Source organism: Aeromonas sp. 2MA4 (genome assembly GCF_029237305.1).
Classification (GTDB): Bacteria; Pseudomonadota; Gammaproteobacteria; order Enterobacterales; family Aeromonadaceae; genus Aeromonas; species Aeromonas salmonicida.
The window spans coordinates 152,005-166,524 of record NZ_JAACFY010000007.1 but is presented as its reverse complement, the minus strand read 5'-3'; the positions used below and the strand labels follow the sequence as shown (position 1 = coordinate 166,524).

11 protein-coding genes are annotated in these 14,520 nt (G+C 60.4%); 1 reads left to right on the top strand and 10 read right to left on the bottom strand.

Going from position 1 to position 14,520, the window contains the following annotated elements:
- Window positions 1-85: 85 nt before the first annotated feature.
- On the top strand, window positions 86-406 hold the full coding sequence (locus GWQ31_RS09840; RefSeq protein ID WP_096119544.1) for a hypothetical protein: 321 nt from the start codon (window positions 86-88) through the stop codon (window positions 404-406).
- A gap of 103 nt (window positions 407-509) precedes the next feature.
- Here GWQ31_RS09840 and hisIE read toward each other — a convergent pair whose 3' ends face one another.
- From hisIE to hisD, 10 genes are all read right to left on the bottom strand, one after another.
- Window positions 510-1,145 (bottom strand): bifunctional phosphoribosyl-AMP cyclohydrolase/phosphoribosyl-ATP diphosphatase HisIE, encoded by a 636-nt coding sequence (hisIE, locus tag GWQ31_RS09835; RefSeq protein WP_275909240.1) that lies wholly within the window; start codon window positions 1,143-1,145, stop codon window positions 510-512.
- Window positions 1,138-1,911 carry an imidazole glycerol phosphate synthase subunit HisF gene (hisF, locus tag GWQ31_RS09830; protein ID WP_021139327.1) on the bottom strand — a complete coding sequence of 258 codons (774 nt, stop codon included), beginning with the start codon at window positions 1,909-1,911 and terminating at the stop codon, window positions 1,138-1,140. Before hisF ends, hisIE begins: the two co-directional genes overlap by 8 nt.
- Window positions 1,912-2,091: 180 nt before the next feature.
- Window positions 2,092-6,051: a PAS domain S-box protein gene (locus GWQ31_RS09825; protein WP_275909239.1), complete on the bottom strand. Its 3,960-nt coding sequence runs from the start codon at window positions 6,049-6,051 to the stop codon at window positions 2,092-2,094.
- Window positions 6,048-8,207: a PAS domain S-box protein gene (locus GWQ31_RS09820; protein WP_265422038.1), complete on the bottom strand. Its 2,160-nt coding sequence runs from the start codon at window positions 8,205-8,207 to the stop codon at window positions 6,048-6,050. Before GWQ31_RS09820 ends, GWQ31_RS09825 begins: the two co-directional genes overlap by 4 nt.
- Window positions 8,200-9,309, bottom strand: coding sequence for a two-component system response regulator (locus GWQ31_RS09815; RefSeq protein ID WP_265422037.1), 1,110 nt, complete (start codon window positions 9,307-9,309; stop codon window positions 8,200-8,202). Before GWQ31_RS09815 ends, GWQ31_RS09820 begins: the two co-directional genes overlap by 8 nt.
- A gap of 136 nt (window positions 9,310-9,445) precedes the next feature.
- Window positions 9,446-10,192 carry a 1-(5-phosphoribosyl)-5-[(5-phosphoribosylamino)methylideneamino]imidazole-4-carboxamide isomerase gene (gene hisA / locus GWQ31_RS09810; RefSeq protein WP_111587898.1) on the bottom strand — a complete coding sequence of 249 codons (747 nt, stop codon included), beginning with the start codon at window positions 10,190-10,192 and terminating at the stop codon, window positions 9,446-9,448.
- Window positions 10,193-10,197: 5 nt separating this feature from the next.
- Window positions 10,198-10,821: an imidazole glycerol phosphate synthase subunit HisH gene (hisH, locus tag GWQ31_RS09805; protein ID WP_275909238.1), complete on the bottom strand. Its 624-nt coding sequence runs from the start codon at window positions 10,819-10,821 to the stop codon at window positions 10,198-10,200.
- 82 nt (window positions 10,822-10,903) lie between these two features.
- Window positions 10,904-12,028, bottom strand: coding sequence for a bifunctional histidinol-phosphatase/imidazoleglycerol-phosphate dehydratase HisB (gene hisB, locus GWQ31_RS09800; protein ID WP_275909237.1), 1,125 nt, complete (start codon window positions 12,026-12,028; stop codon window positions 10,904-10,906).
- An 11-nt stretch (window positions 12,029-12,039) separates the two neighbouring features.
- On the bottom strand, window positions 12,040-13,107 hold the full coding sequence (gene hisC, locus GWQ31_RS09795) for a histidinol-phosphate transaminase (protein WP_265422035.1): 1,068 nt from the start codon (window positions 13,105-13,107) through the stop codon (window positions 12,040-12,042).
- Between the two features lie 109 nt (window positions 13,108-13,216).
- Complete coding sequence (hisD, locus tag GWQ31_RS09790) at window positions 13,217-14,515, bottom strand: histidinol dehydrogenase (protein ID WP_275909236.1); 1,299 nt, start codon at window positions 14,513-14,515, stop codon at window positions 13,217-13,219.
- Window positions 14,516-14,520 lie beyond the last annotated feature (5 nt).

The following is a 14,520-nucleotide window of genomic DNA, read 5'->3' as shown; positions in this document are numbered from 1 at the left end:
AGCGCCGGCTACTGACACAAGGCTGTCAGTGGCTCCCTTCTATGCTGGCTTCTCCAAACACACGGATATCAATGGAGAGTGCGAGATGATAATCAATGGCAGCATGCAAGGGGTTGGGGGGCTGGAGTTTGCCACCTTCAGGCTCAAGGAGGGAGTGACTGAGCAGGATCTGCTCGTTTTGTCACAGCGGGTGGAGGCCGAGTTTCTTGCCAAGCAGTCCGAACTCATCATTCACTGCCTGCTGCGCGGTGCTGATGGCGTTTATGCCGATCTGGTGATGGCTCCCAGCCAGTCATTGGCCGAGGCGTATTGCCAGCAGTGGCTGCACGATGAGGTCGCAGGGGAGTATCTGACCCTGCTGGAGATGGACTCGGTGAATATGAGTTTCTGGACTCGCATAGGTTAAATAAGAAAACTACCCATGCAGGCTTCTGGTACAGGAGCCCATGACTGAATGTCATAAGGAGAAACGGGCCCATCAGGGCCCGTTTTTCAAATCGGTTTTACGATCACTTGTTATGGCGCTCATACAGCCGCTGCACCACATCCTTCAACTCCAGCCCCTCGTTTTGCAGCAGGACTGTGAGGTGGTAGAGCAGGTCGGCGGATTCGTTGATCAGCTCTTCCCGATCCTTGGCCATGGCGGCCAGTGCCACTTCAACACCTTCTTCACCCACCTTCTGGGCGATGCGCTTGGTGCCTTTGGCGTACAGGCTGGCGGTGTAGCTGGTGGCCGGATCGGCACCTTTGCGCGATGCCAGGATCTGCTCAAGTTCGGCCAGGAAACCGAGCGGCGGCACAGGGTGACCGTCGAAGCAGGAGGGCGTGCCCAGATGGCAGGTGGGGCCGACAGGATTGGCGGCGATCAGCAGAGCGTCCTGATCGCAGTCGGTGCTGATGGCGACCAGCTTGAGCACATGGCCCGAGCTTTCGCCCTTGGTCCAGAGGCGCTGCTTGCTGCGGCTGAAGAAGGTGACCTGACCTGTGGTTTGGGTTTTTGCCAGCGCTTCGCGGGTCATGTAACCCTGCATCAACACCTCGCCGCTGGCGGCATGCTGGACGATGGCGGGGATCATGCCGTCACACTTTGCCCAGTCCAGGCGCTCGGCGAGCGGTAGCTCGTTGTTTACAGCTTGATTATTCACGGATGGCGACTCCTTCATTTTTCAGCCAGCGTTTCAATTCGGGAATGGGGATAAGGCCCTTGTGGAACACGGAGGCGGCCAGGGCCCCGTCCACATCGGCGAGGGTGAAGGCATCGCGAAAGTGCTCCATGGCACCGGCGCCGCCGGAGGCGATGAGCGGCACCTTGCAGACGGCACGGACCAGCTTGAGCTGATCGAGGTCGTAGCCCTGACGCATGCCATCCTGGTTCATCACGTTCAGCACGATTTCACCGGCGCCGCGTTTTTGCGCCTCCTGCACCCAATCGAGAGTGTGCCAGGCGGTGGTGCGGGTGCGGCTCTCGTCACCGGTAAACTGCTTGACCTGATAGTGGCCAGTGTCGGCATCGAAGTAGGAGTCGATTCCCACCACCACGCACTGAACGCCAAAGCGCTCCGCCAGACGGGTGATGAGGCTTGGATCCGCCAGAGCCGGTGAGTTGATGGAAACCTTGTCGGCGCCAAATTCCAGGATCTGGCGGGCATCTTCAACGCTTTTGATGCCACCGGCGACGCAGAAGGGGATGTCGATGACTTCCGCCACCCGGCTTACCCAGCTCTTGTCAACGACCCGGGCATCGCTGGAGGCGGTGATGTCATAGAACACCAGCTCGTCGGCCCCTTCTTCTGCGTAGCGGCGGGCGAGCTCGACGATACCGCCCATCACTTCATGATTTCGAAATTGCACTCCCTTGACCACGACGCCATCTTTGACGTCCAGACAGGGGATAATACGCTTTGACAACATGCTCGTTGCTCCATGTAACGCACGGTTAAAAACATCGTTATTGCCGGATGACGCGGGCGTCAGACGGCCAATGAGTGAAGATCGTCGGCATGCTTCAACAGGTGGTGCCCAGCCGGGCGAAAACGTGGCCGCAAGGGAACGTGTTCGACAGGGGAACCAACACTATATGCATGACTTTATTCAGTGATTCAACCCTTTATCTTGATTCGTCGCCCCCTGATGCCGGCTTGATGCATCGGGGGCTACCGGCGAGTGTCCCTCTTCTGCTTGCAGGCTGTGGATGGTGATGAGGGCGCCGTCAAAATCGAACATTTTCAGCTGCCGCGCCAGCGTGTCCCCTTTGGGCCCAAGACTGATGAGCAGGGGGCCGGCATATTGTTCGAACAAGGGGATGGCGGCAGTGTCGCTTTGCAGCAGCAGGCCCTCAATCTGGCGCAGCAACTGCTGCTGCCAATGGCTGGTGAGGGGGGCTGGCATGGTTGCGGGGGCAGGATCTTCCTCCCCCAGTTGTTCGAGCAGGGTGGCAAGCACTTCGGTAATGGCGGACATCTGGTCGGTCAGTTCACTGCCATCCCCAGAGAGCGTTTGCTCCAGTTGCAGGCTCTGCTCTGCCAGACTCACCAATCCCAGTGTGCTGGCGACACCGCGCAGTGTGTGGGCCAGTCGGGTAGCACTGGTCTGATCGCCTGCTTGCAGATGGCTGGTCAGCAGTGCCATGTCCTGGCTGTGTTCGCTGGCGAAATGGCGCAACAGGGCGACGTATTTGGTCTGGTTGCCCTGCAGCGTGGCCAACCCCTGTTGCAGATCCAGTCCCGGCAGGTTTTGCAACCGGACGAGGGGGGCGATCAGGGTGTCGCTGGCCCGGCGCTGGTATTTGGGCTGTACGGGTGTGCTGGTGGGCAACCACTGTTGCAGCGCCTCGAACAGCTTGGCCGGGGTGACGGGTTTCGCGATAAAGTCGTTCATGCCCGCAGCCTTGCACGCCTTTCTGTCCTCTTCAAAGGCGCTGGCCGTCAGCGCCAGGATAGGCGTCTGCTCCCAACCCGGCAGGGTGCGGATGGCGCGAGTGGCTGTGTAGCCATCCATCAGCGGCATCTGTATGTCCATCAAGATGAGATCGAAGGGATGCTGACTGACTCTCTCCAGCGCTTCCTGGCCATTGACGGCAGTTTCGATGATGAGGCCGCTGTTGTTGAGCAGCTCCAGTACCACCTCGCGGTTGATGGCATTGTCCTCCACCAGCAGCACCCTGGCATGGTTGGAGAAAAAGAGCGCCTGCTGCACTGCCTGTTCGAGCTGTCCTGCTTGCTGCGGTTCGCCCTGGCCCAGTGAAAGCAGGGCGGTGAACCAGAAGCAGCTGCCTTTGCCCTGGGTGCTCTCCACGCCGACTTCTCCCCCCATCAGGGTGGCAAGCCGACTGGTGATTGCGAGGCCCAGCCCGGTGCCGCCGTATTTCCGGGTGGTAGAGGCGTCGGCCTGTTCAAAGGCCTGGAACAGTTTCTCGCGCTGCTCCGGGCTGATGCCGATGCCAGTGTCTTCCACCTCGAAGCGCAGCAGATACCCATTGGATAGCGGCCGTTCGACCCGTACCCGCAAAGTGACGGAGCCCTGTTCGGTGAACTTGATGGCGTTGGCCGCATAGTTGAGCAGTGCCTGACGCAGTCGGGTGATATCGCCGTGGACCCAGGCGGGGGAATCCCCGATATCGACAATGATGGTGAGCCCCTTGGCGCGGGCCTGTTCGCTCATCAGGGCACTGACGTTGTCCAGCATGGCGGTGAGGGAGAAGTCGCCCTGCTCCAGTACCATCTTGCCCGCATCGATTTTGGAAAGGTCCAGAATGTCGTTGATGATGGTGAGCAGATGCTGGGCGGCATTGTCGATCTTTTCCAACCTATCGTGCTGGGTGTGATCCGGTGTATCGCGCTTGAGCAGATAGGTCAGCCCCAGAATGGCATTCATGGGGGTGCGGATCTCGTGGCTCATGTTGGCGAGAAAGGCACTCTTGGCCCGGTTGGCGCTCTCCGCCCTTTGGTGGGCCTGGGCCAGTTGCAGGGTACGCTCGTTGACCATCTCCTCCAGGTGGTAGCGGTATTGATCCAGCTCCTCGCCGAGCTGCTTTTTCTCCGTGATATCGGCTTGTACCGTCACATAGTGGGTGACCTCGCCGTTCTCCTGACGGATGGGGGAGACGGTGGCCAGCACCTGGTAGTGTGAGCCATCCTTGCGCCGGTTGATGAACTCGCCATGCCAGCGCTGTCCCTGATGAATCGCATCCCACAGCGTGATGTAGGTGGCCTTGGGGGTGAGGCCCGAACGCAACAGGGTGGGGGTCTGGCCAATCACCTCGTGTTGCTGATACCCGCTGGCGGCGAGGAAGGCGACGTTGACGTATTCGATGCGCCCCTGGATATCGGTGATGAAGACGCCGTCCGGGCTCTGTTCCAGTGCCAGTGACAGCTGGCGCAACTGCTGCTCTGCCTGCTTGCGCTCCGTGATGTCCAGATTGATGCCGAGCAGGCGCACCGGGCGCTGCTGGGCATCCCGATATACGCTGCCCTTGCTCACCAGCCAGCGTACCTCGCCAGTGGGCAGCAAGATGCGAAACTCGATATCGAGCGGTGTGCCTGTGTGTGGCAGCTCGGACAACAGCTGGTCGATGCGGGCCCTGTCGTCCGGGTGCAGGCTGCCTTGCCAGACGTGAAATTCGCAGAGTTGCTCCACGCTGCGGCCATAGAGGCGGGCACATTCGGGGGAGAAGAAGAGGCGGCCACTCAGTATGTCCCACTCCCAGATGCCGACGTGGGCTCCTTCCTGGGCCATCAACAGGCGCTGCTCGCTGTCGCGCAAGGCCGTGCTGGTGGTTTCGGCGCGAATACGGGCGCTGATGGCATCGTCCATCAGATTCAGTGCCGCCAGCCGGGCGCGGCGCTGGGTATCGAGCGCCACCTGCTGATTGTGCAGCAGTTGCTGTTCGGCCAGCTTGCGCTCGGTGATGTCCTGCACAGTGCCATAGAGCTCGACGATGGCCCCACTGCTGTCGCGCAAGGCGGCGCCACGGGCGATGACCCAGACAGGGTCACCCTGTTCGTGGATCACCTCTGCATCGCACTCGTAGGGCTGGCCGTTTTGCAGGCAGTGCTCGACAGACTGGGCGATGGCGCGCCACCCCTCCTGGGTAAAGTACTTTTTCACTTCGGGATAGACGGCAGGGGGCAAGCCCGGGTCACGGCCATAGATGCGGTAGATCTCCGGCGACCAGAAATGGCTGTTGCTGGCGATGTGCCAGCGCCAGTTGCCGATCTTGGCCAGATGCTGGGATTCATGCAGTATCACCTCGTTGCGCCGCAGGGCTGCTTCTGTCTCTTTGCGTTGCTGATTGTCCTCGATGATCGAGATGAAGTAGTCGGGTTCTCCCTTGAGATCGCGAACCAGCGCCACTGTGAGGGTGATCCAGAGTATGTCGCCCCCCTTGCGCAGGTAGCGCTTTTCCAGGGTGTAGTGAGGCCGCTCGCCCGCAAGCATCTGGCCAACATAGGCTTGATCGATAAAGAGATCGTCCGGGTGGGTGATCTGCTGAAAAGTCATGCCCATCAACTCGTCAGCCTGATAACCGACCATGTCGCACAGTCGCTGGTTGACCCTTAACCACTTGCCGTCAGGAGCGACAAGGGCAATGCCCACAGCGGCCTGCTCGAAGGTGGCCTGGAAGCGGGTTTCGCTCTGTTGCAGACGGGACTGGATATTCATCAGCTCCTGCCAGCGTTGGCTTTCCATGGCACGGGATCTGTGCATGGCGGCGCTGAGCAAACTGATCAGGATGCCATTGGCATTCAAAATCCCCCATTGCACCAGATCCTGACCGGCGGCAATGGTGAGAGAGTGGAGGGGTGGCAACATAAAAAATGCCGTTGCCAATGCACTCACCAGGGTGCTGAGCAGGCCGGGCAGTAAGCCACCGAGCAGGGCGCAGACGATGATGGGCAACATGAAGAGCACCAGCAGCGGTCGCTCACCAAAGGCGATGGGCAGTTGTACCCGGATCTGCAACATGAGGATGGGTAGCAGAACGGCCAGCAGGCACGCCCCCCACTGCTGCCAGGGCTGGCGGACATGCAACAGCTGAGACCAGCTCATCATAGGAGTTCCTCCGGCGGTGTGGGGGCCTGGGGATAAGGCGGCTGTTGTCCCAGCTGGACTGACAGTGTATTGATCTGGTGCTTGAGGGCCAGCATGGTCAGCTCCCTGTCCACCATCACCTTGTTGAACCGTTCCAGCTCGTTGTTTTGCTGACGCAGCTCAGTGGCCTGCTGGGTCAGTGCCTGTTCGACCTGTTCCCGCTCGGTGACGTCCAGCAACAGACCCAGTACTGCAGGCTTGCCGCGATAATCGACGCGTCGCCCGTACAGCTCTACCTCTATGTTCTGATGGTCGTGGTGCAAGGCGGTGAAGCGGGTGTGTATCTCGGTGTCCTCCTCTTCACTGCGCTGCAACTGTTCCGCGACCCTGGCGCTGTCTTTCGGACTGGCCAGCCCATGCAGGGTGCCCACCTTCAGCAAGGTGGCAGTTGAGCTGTGGCCAAACAGACGGGCGAAGCCCGGGTTGATGTAACAGAGTCGGCCCTGCTGGATGATATAGATGCCGGCCAGAGACTGTTCCACCAGAGCGCGAAACAGCCCTTCCCGTTCCCGCAAGCCGGCTTCTGCACGTTTGACGTCCGTGATGTCTCGGGAGATCCCGAAGATGCCGATCACCTGACCATCGTTGTCTTGCAAGGGACCCTTGGTGGCGAGGAATACTCGCTCCCCGCAAGGCAGGGTCAGATGTTCCTCCTGGGTTTGCACCTTGTTGCTTGCGATCACCTGCCGGCCCAGCTCCATCAGCATGCGTGCCTGATCCGGGGGGAAAATGGCCTGATCATCCTGGCCCAGCATCTCGGCAGCTGACTTGCCGACGAACTGGCTGGCGGCGCGATTGAAGAGGATGTATTTGCCCTCCATGTCCTTGGCGAAGATGGCATCTTCCGAGCTGTCGGCAATGGCGGAGAGCAGTTGCAGCGCCTGCAGGCGGCCCGCTTGGGATAGCCGGATCTGCTCGGCCATATAGAGCTGGGTATGCTGGCGCAACAATATGATGCCCGTATTGGCAATGAACAGCACCAGCAGGCCGATGAGCCCGATCCAGACGCTCTCCCTGAAGGCGGCCTGGTTGAGCTCTGCCTTGTCTATCTTGGCCAGCAGATACCAGTCGGTGCCCATGACGGAGTGGATGGTGCCAAAGACCTCGATACCGCGGTAATCCTTGCCAAAGAACACCTGCTGGTGACCTTCACGGGCGCCGCCATTGAGAAACTGGGCTGCCAGCAAGGTGCTGTTACTGATGGGGATCTGCAGGGTGAGGGCCGAGGCGGGGCGGTAGCGCACGTCATTGAGAAACTGCACCTGATAGCCCTGCTTGCGAAACAGCAGGGCTTCACCACTGCTGTCCGGGATGGGCCACTGCTTGAGAATATTGTTGAGCCAATTGCTTGAGGTGATCTGCAGCACGATGAAGGGGGAAGGGGCTCCTTTGATGGGCAGTAGGGCGATGAAGTCGAGTCTGGATTGACCCTGCTCATCGAGGTAGGGGCCCACTCGCATGACATGGCCTGCCTCTACCTTGGTAAAGGCATGACGCAGTCTTGAATTCAAGCTGCCCGCGCCAGATGTCTGCCATAGCGTTTTTCCTGCCGGGCTAAACAGGGTCGCTGCACTGAAGCCCCTGATGGAGATGAACTCGACCAGCTGGGCCATCAGCTGTTCACGGCCATTACTCTGGGGGGCGTCATCTCTCTGGCGATATAGCCCGGTGTAGAGGGTGTTTTCGGCCAGCAGATGAGTATCCCGTTCACGGGCCTTGAGCCATTCGGTGATGCGTTTGCTCTTGAGATCGGCAATCGCCTCGATCCGGGCCACCTCCTTGTCCTGGGTGTGGCTGATATTCTGGGCGATGGCCATGCCGGTCAGCGCCAGGATCAGACCGTTGATCAGGATAAAGGGCAGCAGTTGACGACGGGAGGGTACTGCGGTGACCGTCGGCATGTCGATACGGCGACGCAGCATGGTATAGAGCATGAGCGCCGTGATGAGGATAAACAGCCAGCCCTTGATGGTGCTGGCCAGCGCAAACTGGTTGGGTGTGCTGAACAGCCACTCCACCGCCTTGTCGGAGAGCAGGATCCACAGGCTAGCCACGGCGGCATAAGTGAGGACGATATTGAGAACATAGGCTCGGGTGAGTGGCGGCTGATCAGCCATGCGGAGCCTCGTTTTCATCCGTGTAGCGCTCTGCGATGGCAACGAACTGGTCGAAATGGTTGTCAAATGCCGTCACCACGTCCGGATCAAAATGCTGGCCTGTGCCACTGAGGATCAGGGCTCTCGCCTCGTCATAGGGCATGGCGGCCTTGTAAACCCGTACATTGATGAGGGCATCAAACACATCGGCCAGCGCCATCAAGCGGGCCGAGAGAGGAATTTCATCGCCACGCAGGCCGTCCGGATAGCCACTGCCATCCCACTTTTCGTGGTGCCAGTGGGCGATCTCCTTGGCCAGGGTGAGAAACGCCAGCGGTTGTTCTATATCCCGTTCGGCCTCCTCGATGGCATCGCTACCGAGTTTGGCGTGGGTACGCATGACCTCCCACTCCTCTACTGTCAGCTTGGCGGGCTTGAGCAGCACCTGGTCGGGAATACCCACCTTGCCGATGTCGTGCAAGGGGGCGGAGCGGCTCAGCAGATCGATGTAGCGGGGGGTCAGGGTATCGATAAAACGGGGGTGGCTGGCGAGGGCATTGGCCAGCAGTCGAACATAGCCCTGGGTACGCAAGATGTGATTGCCGGTTTCGGGATCCCGAATCTCCGCCAGGTGAGCGAGGGCGCGGATGGAGACCTGCTGGATCAGATCGTTCTCTGTCATCCGCCGCGCCACTTCGGCCTCCAGTGCCGTATTCTGGCTCTGCAGGCCGTCGCGGGCCTGCTTGGCCTCCAGTTGGGTGCGTACCCGAGCCTGAACAATGGCCGGCTTGATGGGCTTGGTAATGTAGTCGGCCGCTCCCAGCGACAGTCCGTACTCTTCACTCTGGCTGTCGGCGAGGGCGGTGAGCAGCACCACAGGGATGCGGCTGGTTTCAGGACTTGTACGCAGCTGTTTGAGCACTTCATAACCATCCATGCCTGGCATCATTACATCCAGCAAAATGAGATCTGGCAGTGTCTTGCCAGTGGCAATCCGCAGGCACTTCTCTCCGCTTTGGGCTGCCAGCACCCGGTAGGTGGGCGAGAGCAGGTCGGTCAGCACCATCAAATTCTCGGGCGAGTCATCGACGATCAGTATGGTGGCGGAGTGAGATGTGAACATAAGTCCTCCATGACTTGTTTCAATCAGTCGAGTATAGAGTCAATTGTTACCGAGTAATAAGGACTTACCTCGACCTACCCCTTGATGGAGCTGCGTTTGTCCAACCTCTGTTCTGTCATGCCTGCTGGCCAGGCCGTCAGCCTGGCGTGCCATTGGCCCAGCAGGCGATGGCATCGCCCACCGAGAACTTGCCCTCCAGCAGGGCGCGACCAAGGATGATCCCCTTGACCCCTGTGCCCTTGAGCGCCTCTATATCCGCGATGCCACCAATACCGCCCGAGGCCTGGAAGCCCACACTCGGGTAGCGGGCACAGAGATCCCGATAGAGCTCGACGTTGGTGCCGGAAAGGGTGCCGTCGCGGCTGATGTCGGTGCAGAGCACATGCTTGAGGCCGGCAGGGAGGAAACGCTCGATCAGCGCCTCTATGGTCACGCCGCTGTTCTCCTGCCAGCCTGCCACCGCGATATGGCGATTGCCCTGGGCATCGATATTGACGTCCAGCGCCAGCACTATCTGCTCGGGGCCATATTTCTCCATCCAGCTTGCCACCAGATCCGGCGATTTGACGGCAGTGGAACCGATCACCACCCGGCTGGCACCGGCGGCCAAGAGGTCTGCCACATCCTGCTCGGTGCGTACGCCGCCACCGACCTGCACAGGCGCTTCAGTAGCCGACAGCAGCTGGGTCAGCAGGGGCAACTGGCGGGCCTTTGCATCCTTGGCGCCGTCCAGATCCACCAGATGCAGCTGCACAGCGCCCTGGGAGACATATTCATCAAAGCGGGCCTGGGGGCTGCTGCTGTATTCGGTCTTCTGGTCATAGTCCCCCTGATAGAGACGTACGACCTGACCATTTATCAAATCGATGGCGGGAATAATCATCCTTGTTACAGCTCCAGAAAGTTTTTCAGTAAACGGGCACCGGCTGTGCCTGAGCGCTCCGGGTGGAATTGGGCGCCAAAGAAGTTGTCCCGGCTCACGATGGCGGTAAAGGGCTGGCCATAATCGCAGGTGGCGAGTGTCGCCTTCGTCACCTCCAAAGCGTAGGAGTGGACGAAGTAGAAGTAGCTGCCGCTTGGAATGCCGCTCAGCAGCGGGTGCGTTCCGTCGTGCTCAATCTGGTTCCAGCCCATGTGGGGCAGGCGCAAATTGCCCACATCCATCAGCCGGATCCTGCCAGGCACTATGCCAAGGCAGTCGATGAGCTGGCCTTCACTGCCATCAGTCATCATGCTCTCTTCGGAGGCTTCCGCCAGCATCTGCATGCCGAGGCAAAAGCCCAGCAGCGGCTGTTTGGCGGCGCGAATAAGGGGCACAAGCCCCCGTTCGTTGAGGTTCTTCATGGCGGCCACCGCCGTGCCGACGCCGGGCAGGATCAGCTTGTCAGCCTGCTCGATATCGGCCGCCTTGCTGGAAACCAGCGGTTGCACGCCGAGGCGCTCAAACGCCATTCTGACCGAGGCCAGATTCGCGCAGCCGGTGTCGATGATGACCAGTTTCTGATTGTTCATCGTGCCTTACCTATGTCGATTGGCGAGATTTTCACCATCACGGCTGTGCCGATAATGACCCGCTTCTGTTTGCTCATATCCATCACAATACCCCTTTGCTGGAGGGGAGCTCGCTCCCTTCCACCCGGATGGCCTGACGCAGGGCGCGGCCAAAGCCCTTGAACAGTGCTTCCACCTGGTGGTGGGTGTTGCCGCTGCCCACCTTCATCTGCAATGTGATGGCCATGGCATCCGACAAGGAGCGGAAGAAGTGGGGCACCATTTCGGTTGCCATTTCGCCCACGCTGTCGCGGCCAAAGCCGCTCGGGCAGTCAAACACGAAGTAGGGGCGACCGCTGAGATCCAGAGCCGTACTCACTTCCTGCTCGGTGAGGGGACGTGCGTCGATCACGGCCTGCACCTCGTCCATCGCCAGCACGAAGCCGAAACGGCCTATGCCGCGCTTGTTGCCAAGGGCCTGGCGCATGGCCTGACCCAGCGCCAGTCCCACATCTTCCACCGTGTGGTGATCGTCGATGTGCAGATCACCGCTGACGTTCAGCTTGAGCCTGAAACCTGCGTGGGTCGCTATCTGATCCAGCATGTGATCAAAAAAGCCGATGCCGGTGGCGATCTGGTTGCCGCCACTCTTGTTTGTGGCAGAAGGGTCCAAATCAACGGCTACCTTGATGCGGGTCTCCTTGGTGTAGCGCTCCACTTCGGCCACGCGCCCCTTGGATAGCAGCTGATCACGAATGGTGAGCCAGTTGTGATCCTGCGGGTGGTAGCGAATGCCACCAATGCCCATGTTCTCGGCAAGCTGCAGATCGGTCTGGCGATCGCCAATCACGAAGGAGTTGGCAAAGTCGATGCGACCCGAGGCGAGATACTCCTTCACCAGCCCGAGGTGGGGTTTGCGGCAGCTGCAGCCGTCAGTGGGGAAGTGCGGGCAGATCAGCACCTGCTCCCAGCTGATCCCTTGGGATTCAAAGAGATGCATCATCAGGTCGTGAGGGGGCTGGAAGTTCTCCAGCGGCAGGCTGGCGGTGCCCAGTCCATCCTGGTTGGTCACCATCACCAGCACGTAACCGGCAGCCTGCAGCTCGCGCAGTACTGGTATCACCATGGGCTCGAAGCGCAGCTTGGCGAGGCTGTCCACCTGCTTGTCGGTCACCGGCTCCTCGATCAGGGTGCCGTCGCGGTCGATAAACAAAAACGGGGTCTTCATAAATTACATCCTTATAAACTGACGGGCTGATCACGCAGGACTGCAAGCACGGCGTCCATTTCGTTCTGATAGCCGATGGTAATGCGAATGCTGTTCTCAAGGCCCGGTTTGGTGGAGAAATCCCGCAATATGATGCCGGCAGCTTTCATGGCGGCAAACACGGCGGTGCTGTCAACGAAGCGCACCAGTATGAAGTTGCCCTTGTCCTCGAATACTTCTCTCACACAAGGCAGCGCTGTCAGTGCTGTCTTGATAAGCGCCTTCTGCTTGTTGAGCTCGGCGACCCGCTCCTGCATCAGCTCCAGCCCCATGGGGGAGAGCGCCTGCGCCGCTATCTGGGCGATGGGATCCGGGATGGGATAGGGGGCGATCACCTTGGCCAGCATGGAGATGACCTCAGGGCTTGCCAGCGTAAAGCCGCAGCGGATCCCGGCCAGGGCAAAGGCCTTGGAGAGGGTACGAGTCACCACCAGATTGGGGAAGCGGGCCAGCAAGTCCACCACGGACGCCTTGGGGCAAAATTCGATGTAGGCCTCGTCCACCACGATAATGGCGCGATTGCGTGCTTTCTCCAGCAGGGCGATAAGGCCGTCTCGGCCCACCAGATCCCCTGTGGGGTTGTTGGGGGAGCAGAGGAACACCAGCTTCACATCAGACAGGCGGTCAGCGATGGCGGGCCAGTCCGGCTGACGACAGGCGGTAAGCGGCTGTTCGACTATGCCCACGCCACAGGTCTCGGCACTGATGGCGTACATGCCGTAGGTAGGCGGGCAGATGAGGATCTGATCTTCCCCCGCTTCGCAGAAGGTGCGGATCAGAAGTTCGATGGCCTCGTCGGCGCCACGGCTGACCAGCACCTGGTCGGGGTTGACCCCCGCATAGGCGGCGTAGCCGTTGACTACCTCGGCCGGTTGGCACTCGGGATAGCGGTTGAGACGATTTCCCTCAATGGTGAAGGGATAGGCCTGCGGCGCCTCGTTGGCGTTGAGCCAGACATGGCCCTTGCCGCCGATGCGGCGAGCGGATTGATAGGGGGTGAGGGCCCGCACCACGCGGCGTGCCAGATTGGCGATGCTCATGACAAATCCTTCTGCTGTGCGTTTTGCTGTGACTCAATGGCTAAGGCGTTCAACCTGAGGGTGACGGCGTTATTGATGGGGGCATCGAGCCCCCTTGGTGCGGTGTTATTCATGTCCGCTCCTTTTGCAGTGCATTCAATCTCAGCGTCACGGCATTTTTGTGTCCATCGAGCCCCTCGGCCTGTGCGATGCGCTGGACTATGGGGCCGAGCCCCTGGATGCCCTCGACGCTGAGTTCCTGCACAGTGTAGCGGCGCTGGTAATCGGCCAGCCCCAGGCTCGAGCAAGTACGGGCATAGCCGTAAGTGGGGAGGGTGTGGTTGGTGCCGCTGGCATAATCCCCCACCGACTCGGGCGTCCATTGGCCCAGAAAGATGGAACCGGCGTTCTCGAGCTGGTCCAGCAGCTCGCGGGGCGATTGGGTCTGCACGATCAGGTGCTCCGGGGCGTAGGCATTGGAGATGGCGCAGGCCTCATCCAGCGTGTCACAGAGGATCACCAGGCTTGAACCTAGCGCCTTGGCGGCGATCTCGCGGCGGCTGAGTTGGGCCAACTGGCGCTTGATCTCGCCCGCAATGGCATCGGCCAGCAGCGGCGATGTGGTGACCAGCACTACCTGGCTGTCGGGGCCGTGCTCGGCCTGAGAAAGTAAATCTGCCGCCACGAAGGCGGGATTGGCGCTCTCGTCGGCAATCACCAGCACCTCGGAGGGGCCGGCGGGCATATCGATGGCGGCACCGCGCCAGTCGCGGGAAACCTGCCCCTTGGCCTCGGTCACGTAGGCGTTGCCCGGGCCGAAGATCTTGTCCACCTTGGGAATGCTCTCTGTGCCATAAGCCATGGCGGCGATTGCCTGAGCACCGCCGATGGCGAATACCTTCTCGACCCCGCAGGCGCGGGCGGCAAACAGTATCTCGTCGCTGGCAGGAGACGGGGTGCAGAGCACCACTTCACGGCAACCGGCCAGGCGTGCCGGAATGGCCAGCATCATGACGGTGGAGGGGAGCGGCGCGCTGCCCCCAGGCACATACAGACCGACCCGGCTGATGGGCTGGCTGCGCAGTTCGCACACCACGCCGGGTTGGGTCTCTACCCGCACCACGGGTTGTGCTTGCGCCGCATGGAAGGTGTGAATATTGGCAATGGCAGCCTTGATGGCGTCTTTGATGTCGTCATCCAGACGCCCGCAGGCGGCCTCGATTTCGGTCTCGCTGACCCGCAGTTGTTCACGGGGGGCGCGCTCGAAGCGCAGGCTCAGCTCGCGCAGGGCCTCGTCGCCACGGCTGCGCACCGCTGCGATGATCTCTTTGACCACTGCGCCGATATCGGCCTCGTCATTGAGGGCAGGGCGGGTCAGCACATCGGCCTGCTGGGCAGGGGAGAGGGTTTTCCAGATCAGGGTCTGCATGATGT

What these genes read in the sequence shown, in the direction of transcription:
- hisH (WP_275909238.1), bottom strand. Translation starts at nt 10,821, where the DNA reads ATGAACAATCAGAAACTGGTCATCATCGACACCGGCTGCGCGAATCTG.
- GWQ31_RS09815 (WP_265422037.1), bottom strand. Translation starts at nt 9,309, where the DNA reads ATGTTCACATCTCACTCCGCCACCATACTGATCGTCGATGACTCGCCC.
- hisA (WP_111587898.1), bottom strand. Translation starts at nt 10,192, where the DNA reads ATGATTATTCCCGCCATCGATTTGATAAATGGTCAGGTCGTACGTCTC.
- hisC (WP_265422035.1), bottom strand. Translation starts at nt 13,107, where the DNA reads ATGAGCATCGCCAATCTGGCACGCCGCGTGGTGCGGGCCCTCACCCCC.
- hisB (WP_275909237.1), bottom strand. Translation starts at nt 12,028, where the DNA reads ATGAAGACCCCGTTTTTGTTTATCGACCGCGACGGCACCCTGATCGAG.
- hisD (WP_275909236.1), bottom strand. Translation starts at nt 14,515, where the DNA reads ATGCAGACCCTGATCTGGAAAACCCTCTCCCCTGCCCAGCAGGCCGAT.
- hisF (WP_021139327.1), bottom strand. Translation starts at nt 1,911, where the DNA reads ATGTTGTCAAAGCGTATTATCCCCTGTCTGGACGTCAAAGATGGCGTC.
- GWQ31_RS09820 (WP_265422038.1), bottom strand. Translation starts at nt 8,207, where the DNA reads ATGGCTGATCAGCCGCCACTCACCCGAGCCTATGTTCTCAATATCGTC.
- GWQ31_RS09825 (WP_275909239.1), bottom strand. Translation starts at nt 6,051, where the DNA reads ATGATGAGCTGGTCTCAGCTGTTGCATGTCCGCCAGCCCTGGCAGCAG.
- GWQ31_RS09840 (WP_096119544.1), top strand. Translation starts at nt 86, where the DNA reads ATGATAATCAATGGCAGCATGCAAGGGGTTGGGGGGCTGGAGTTTGCC.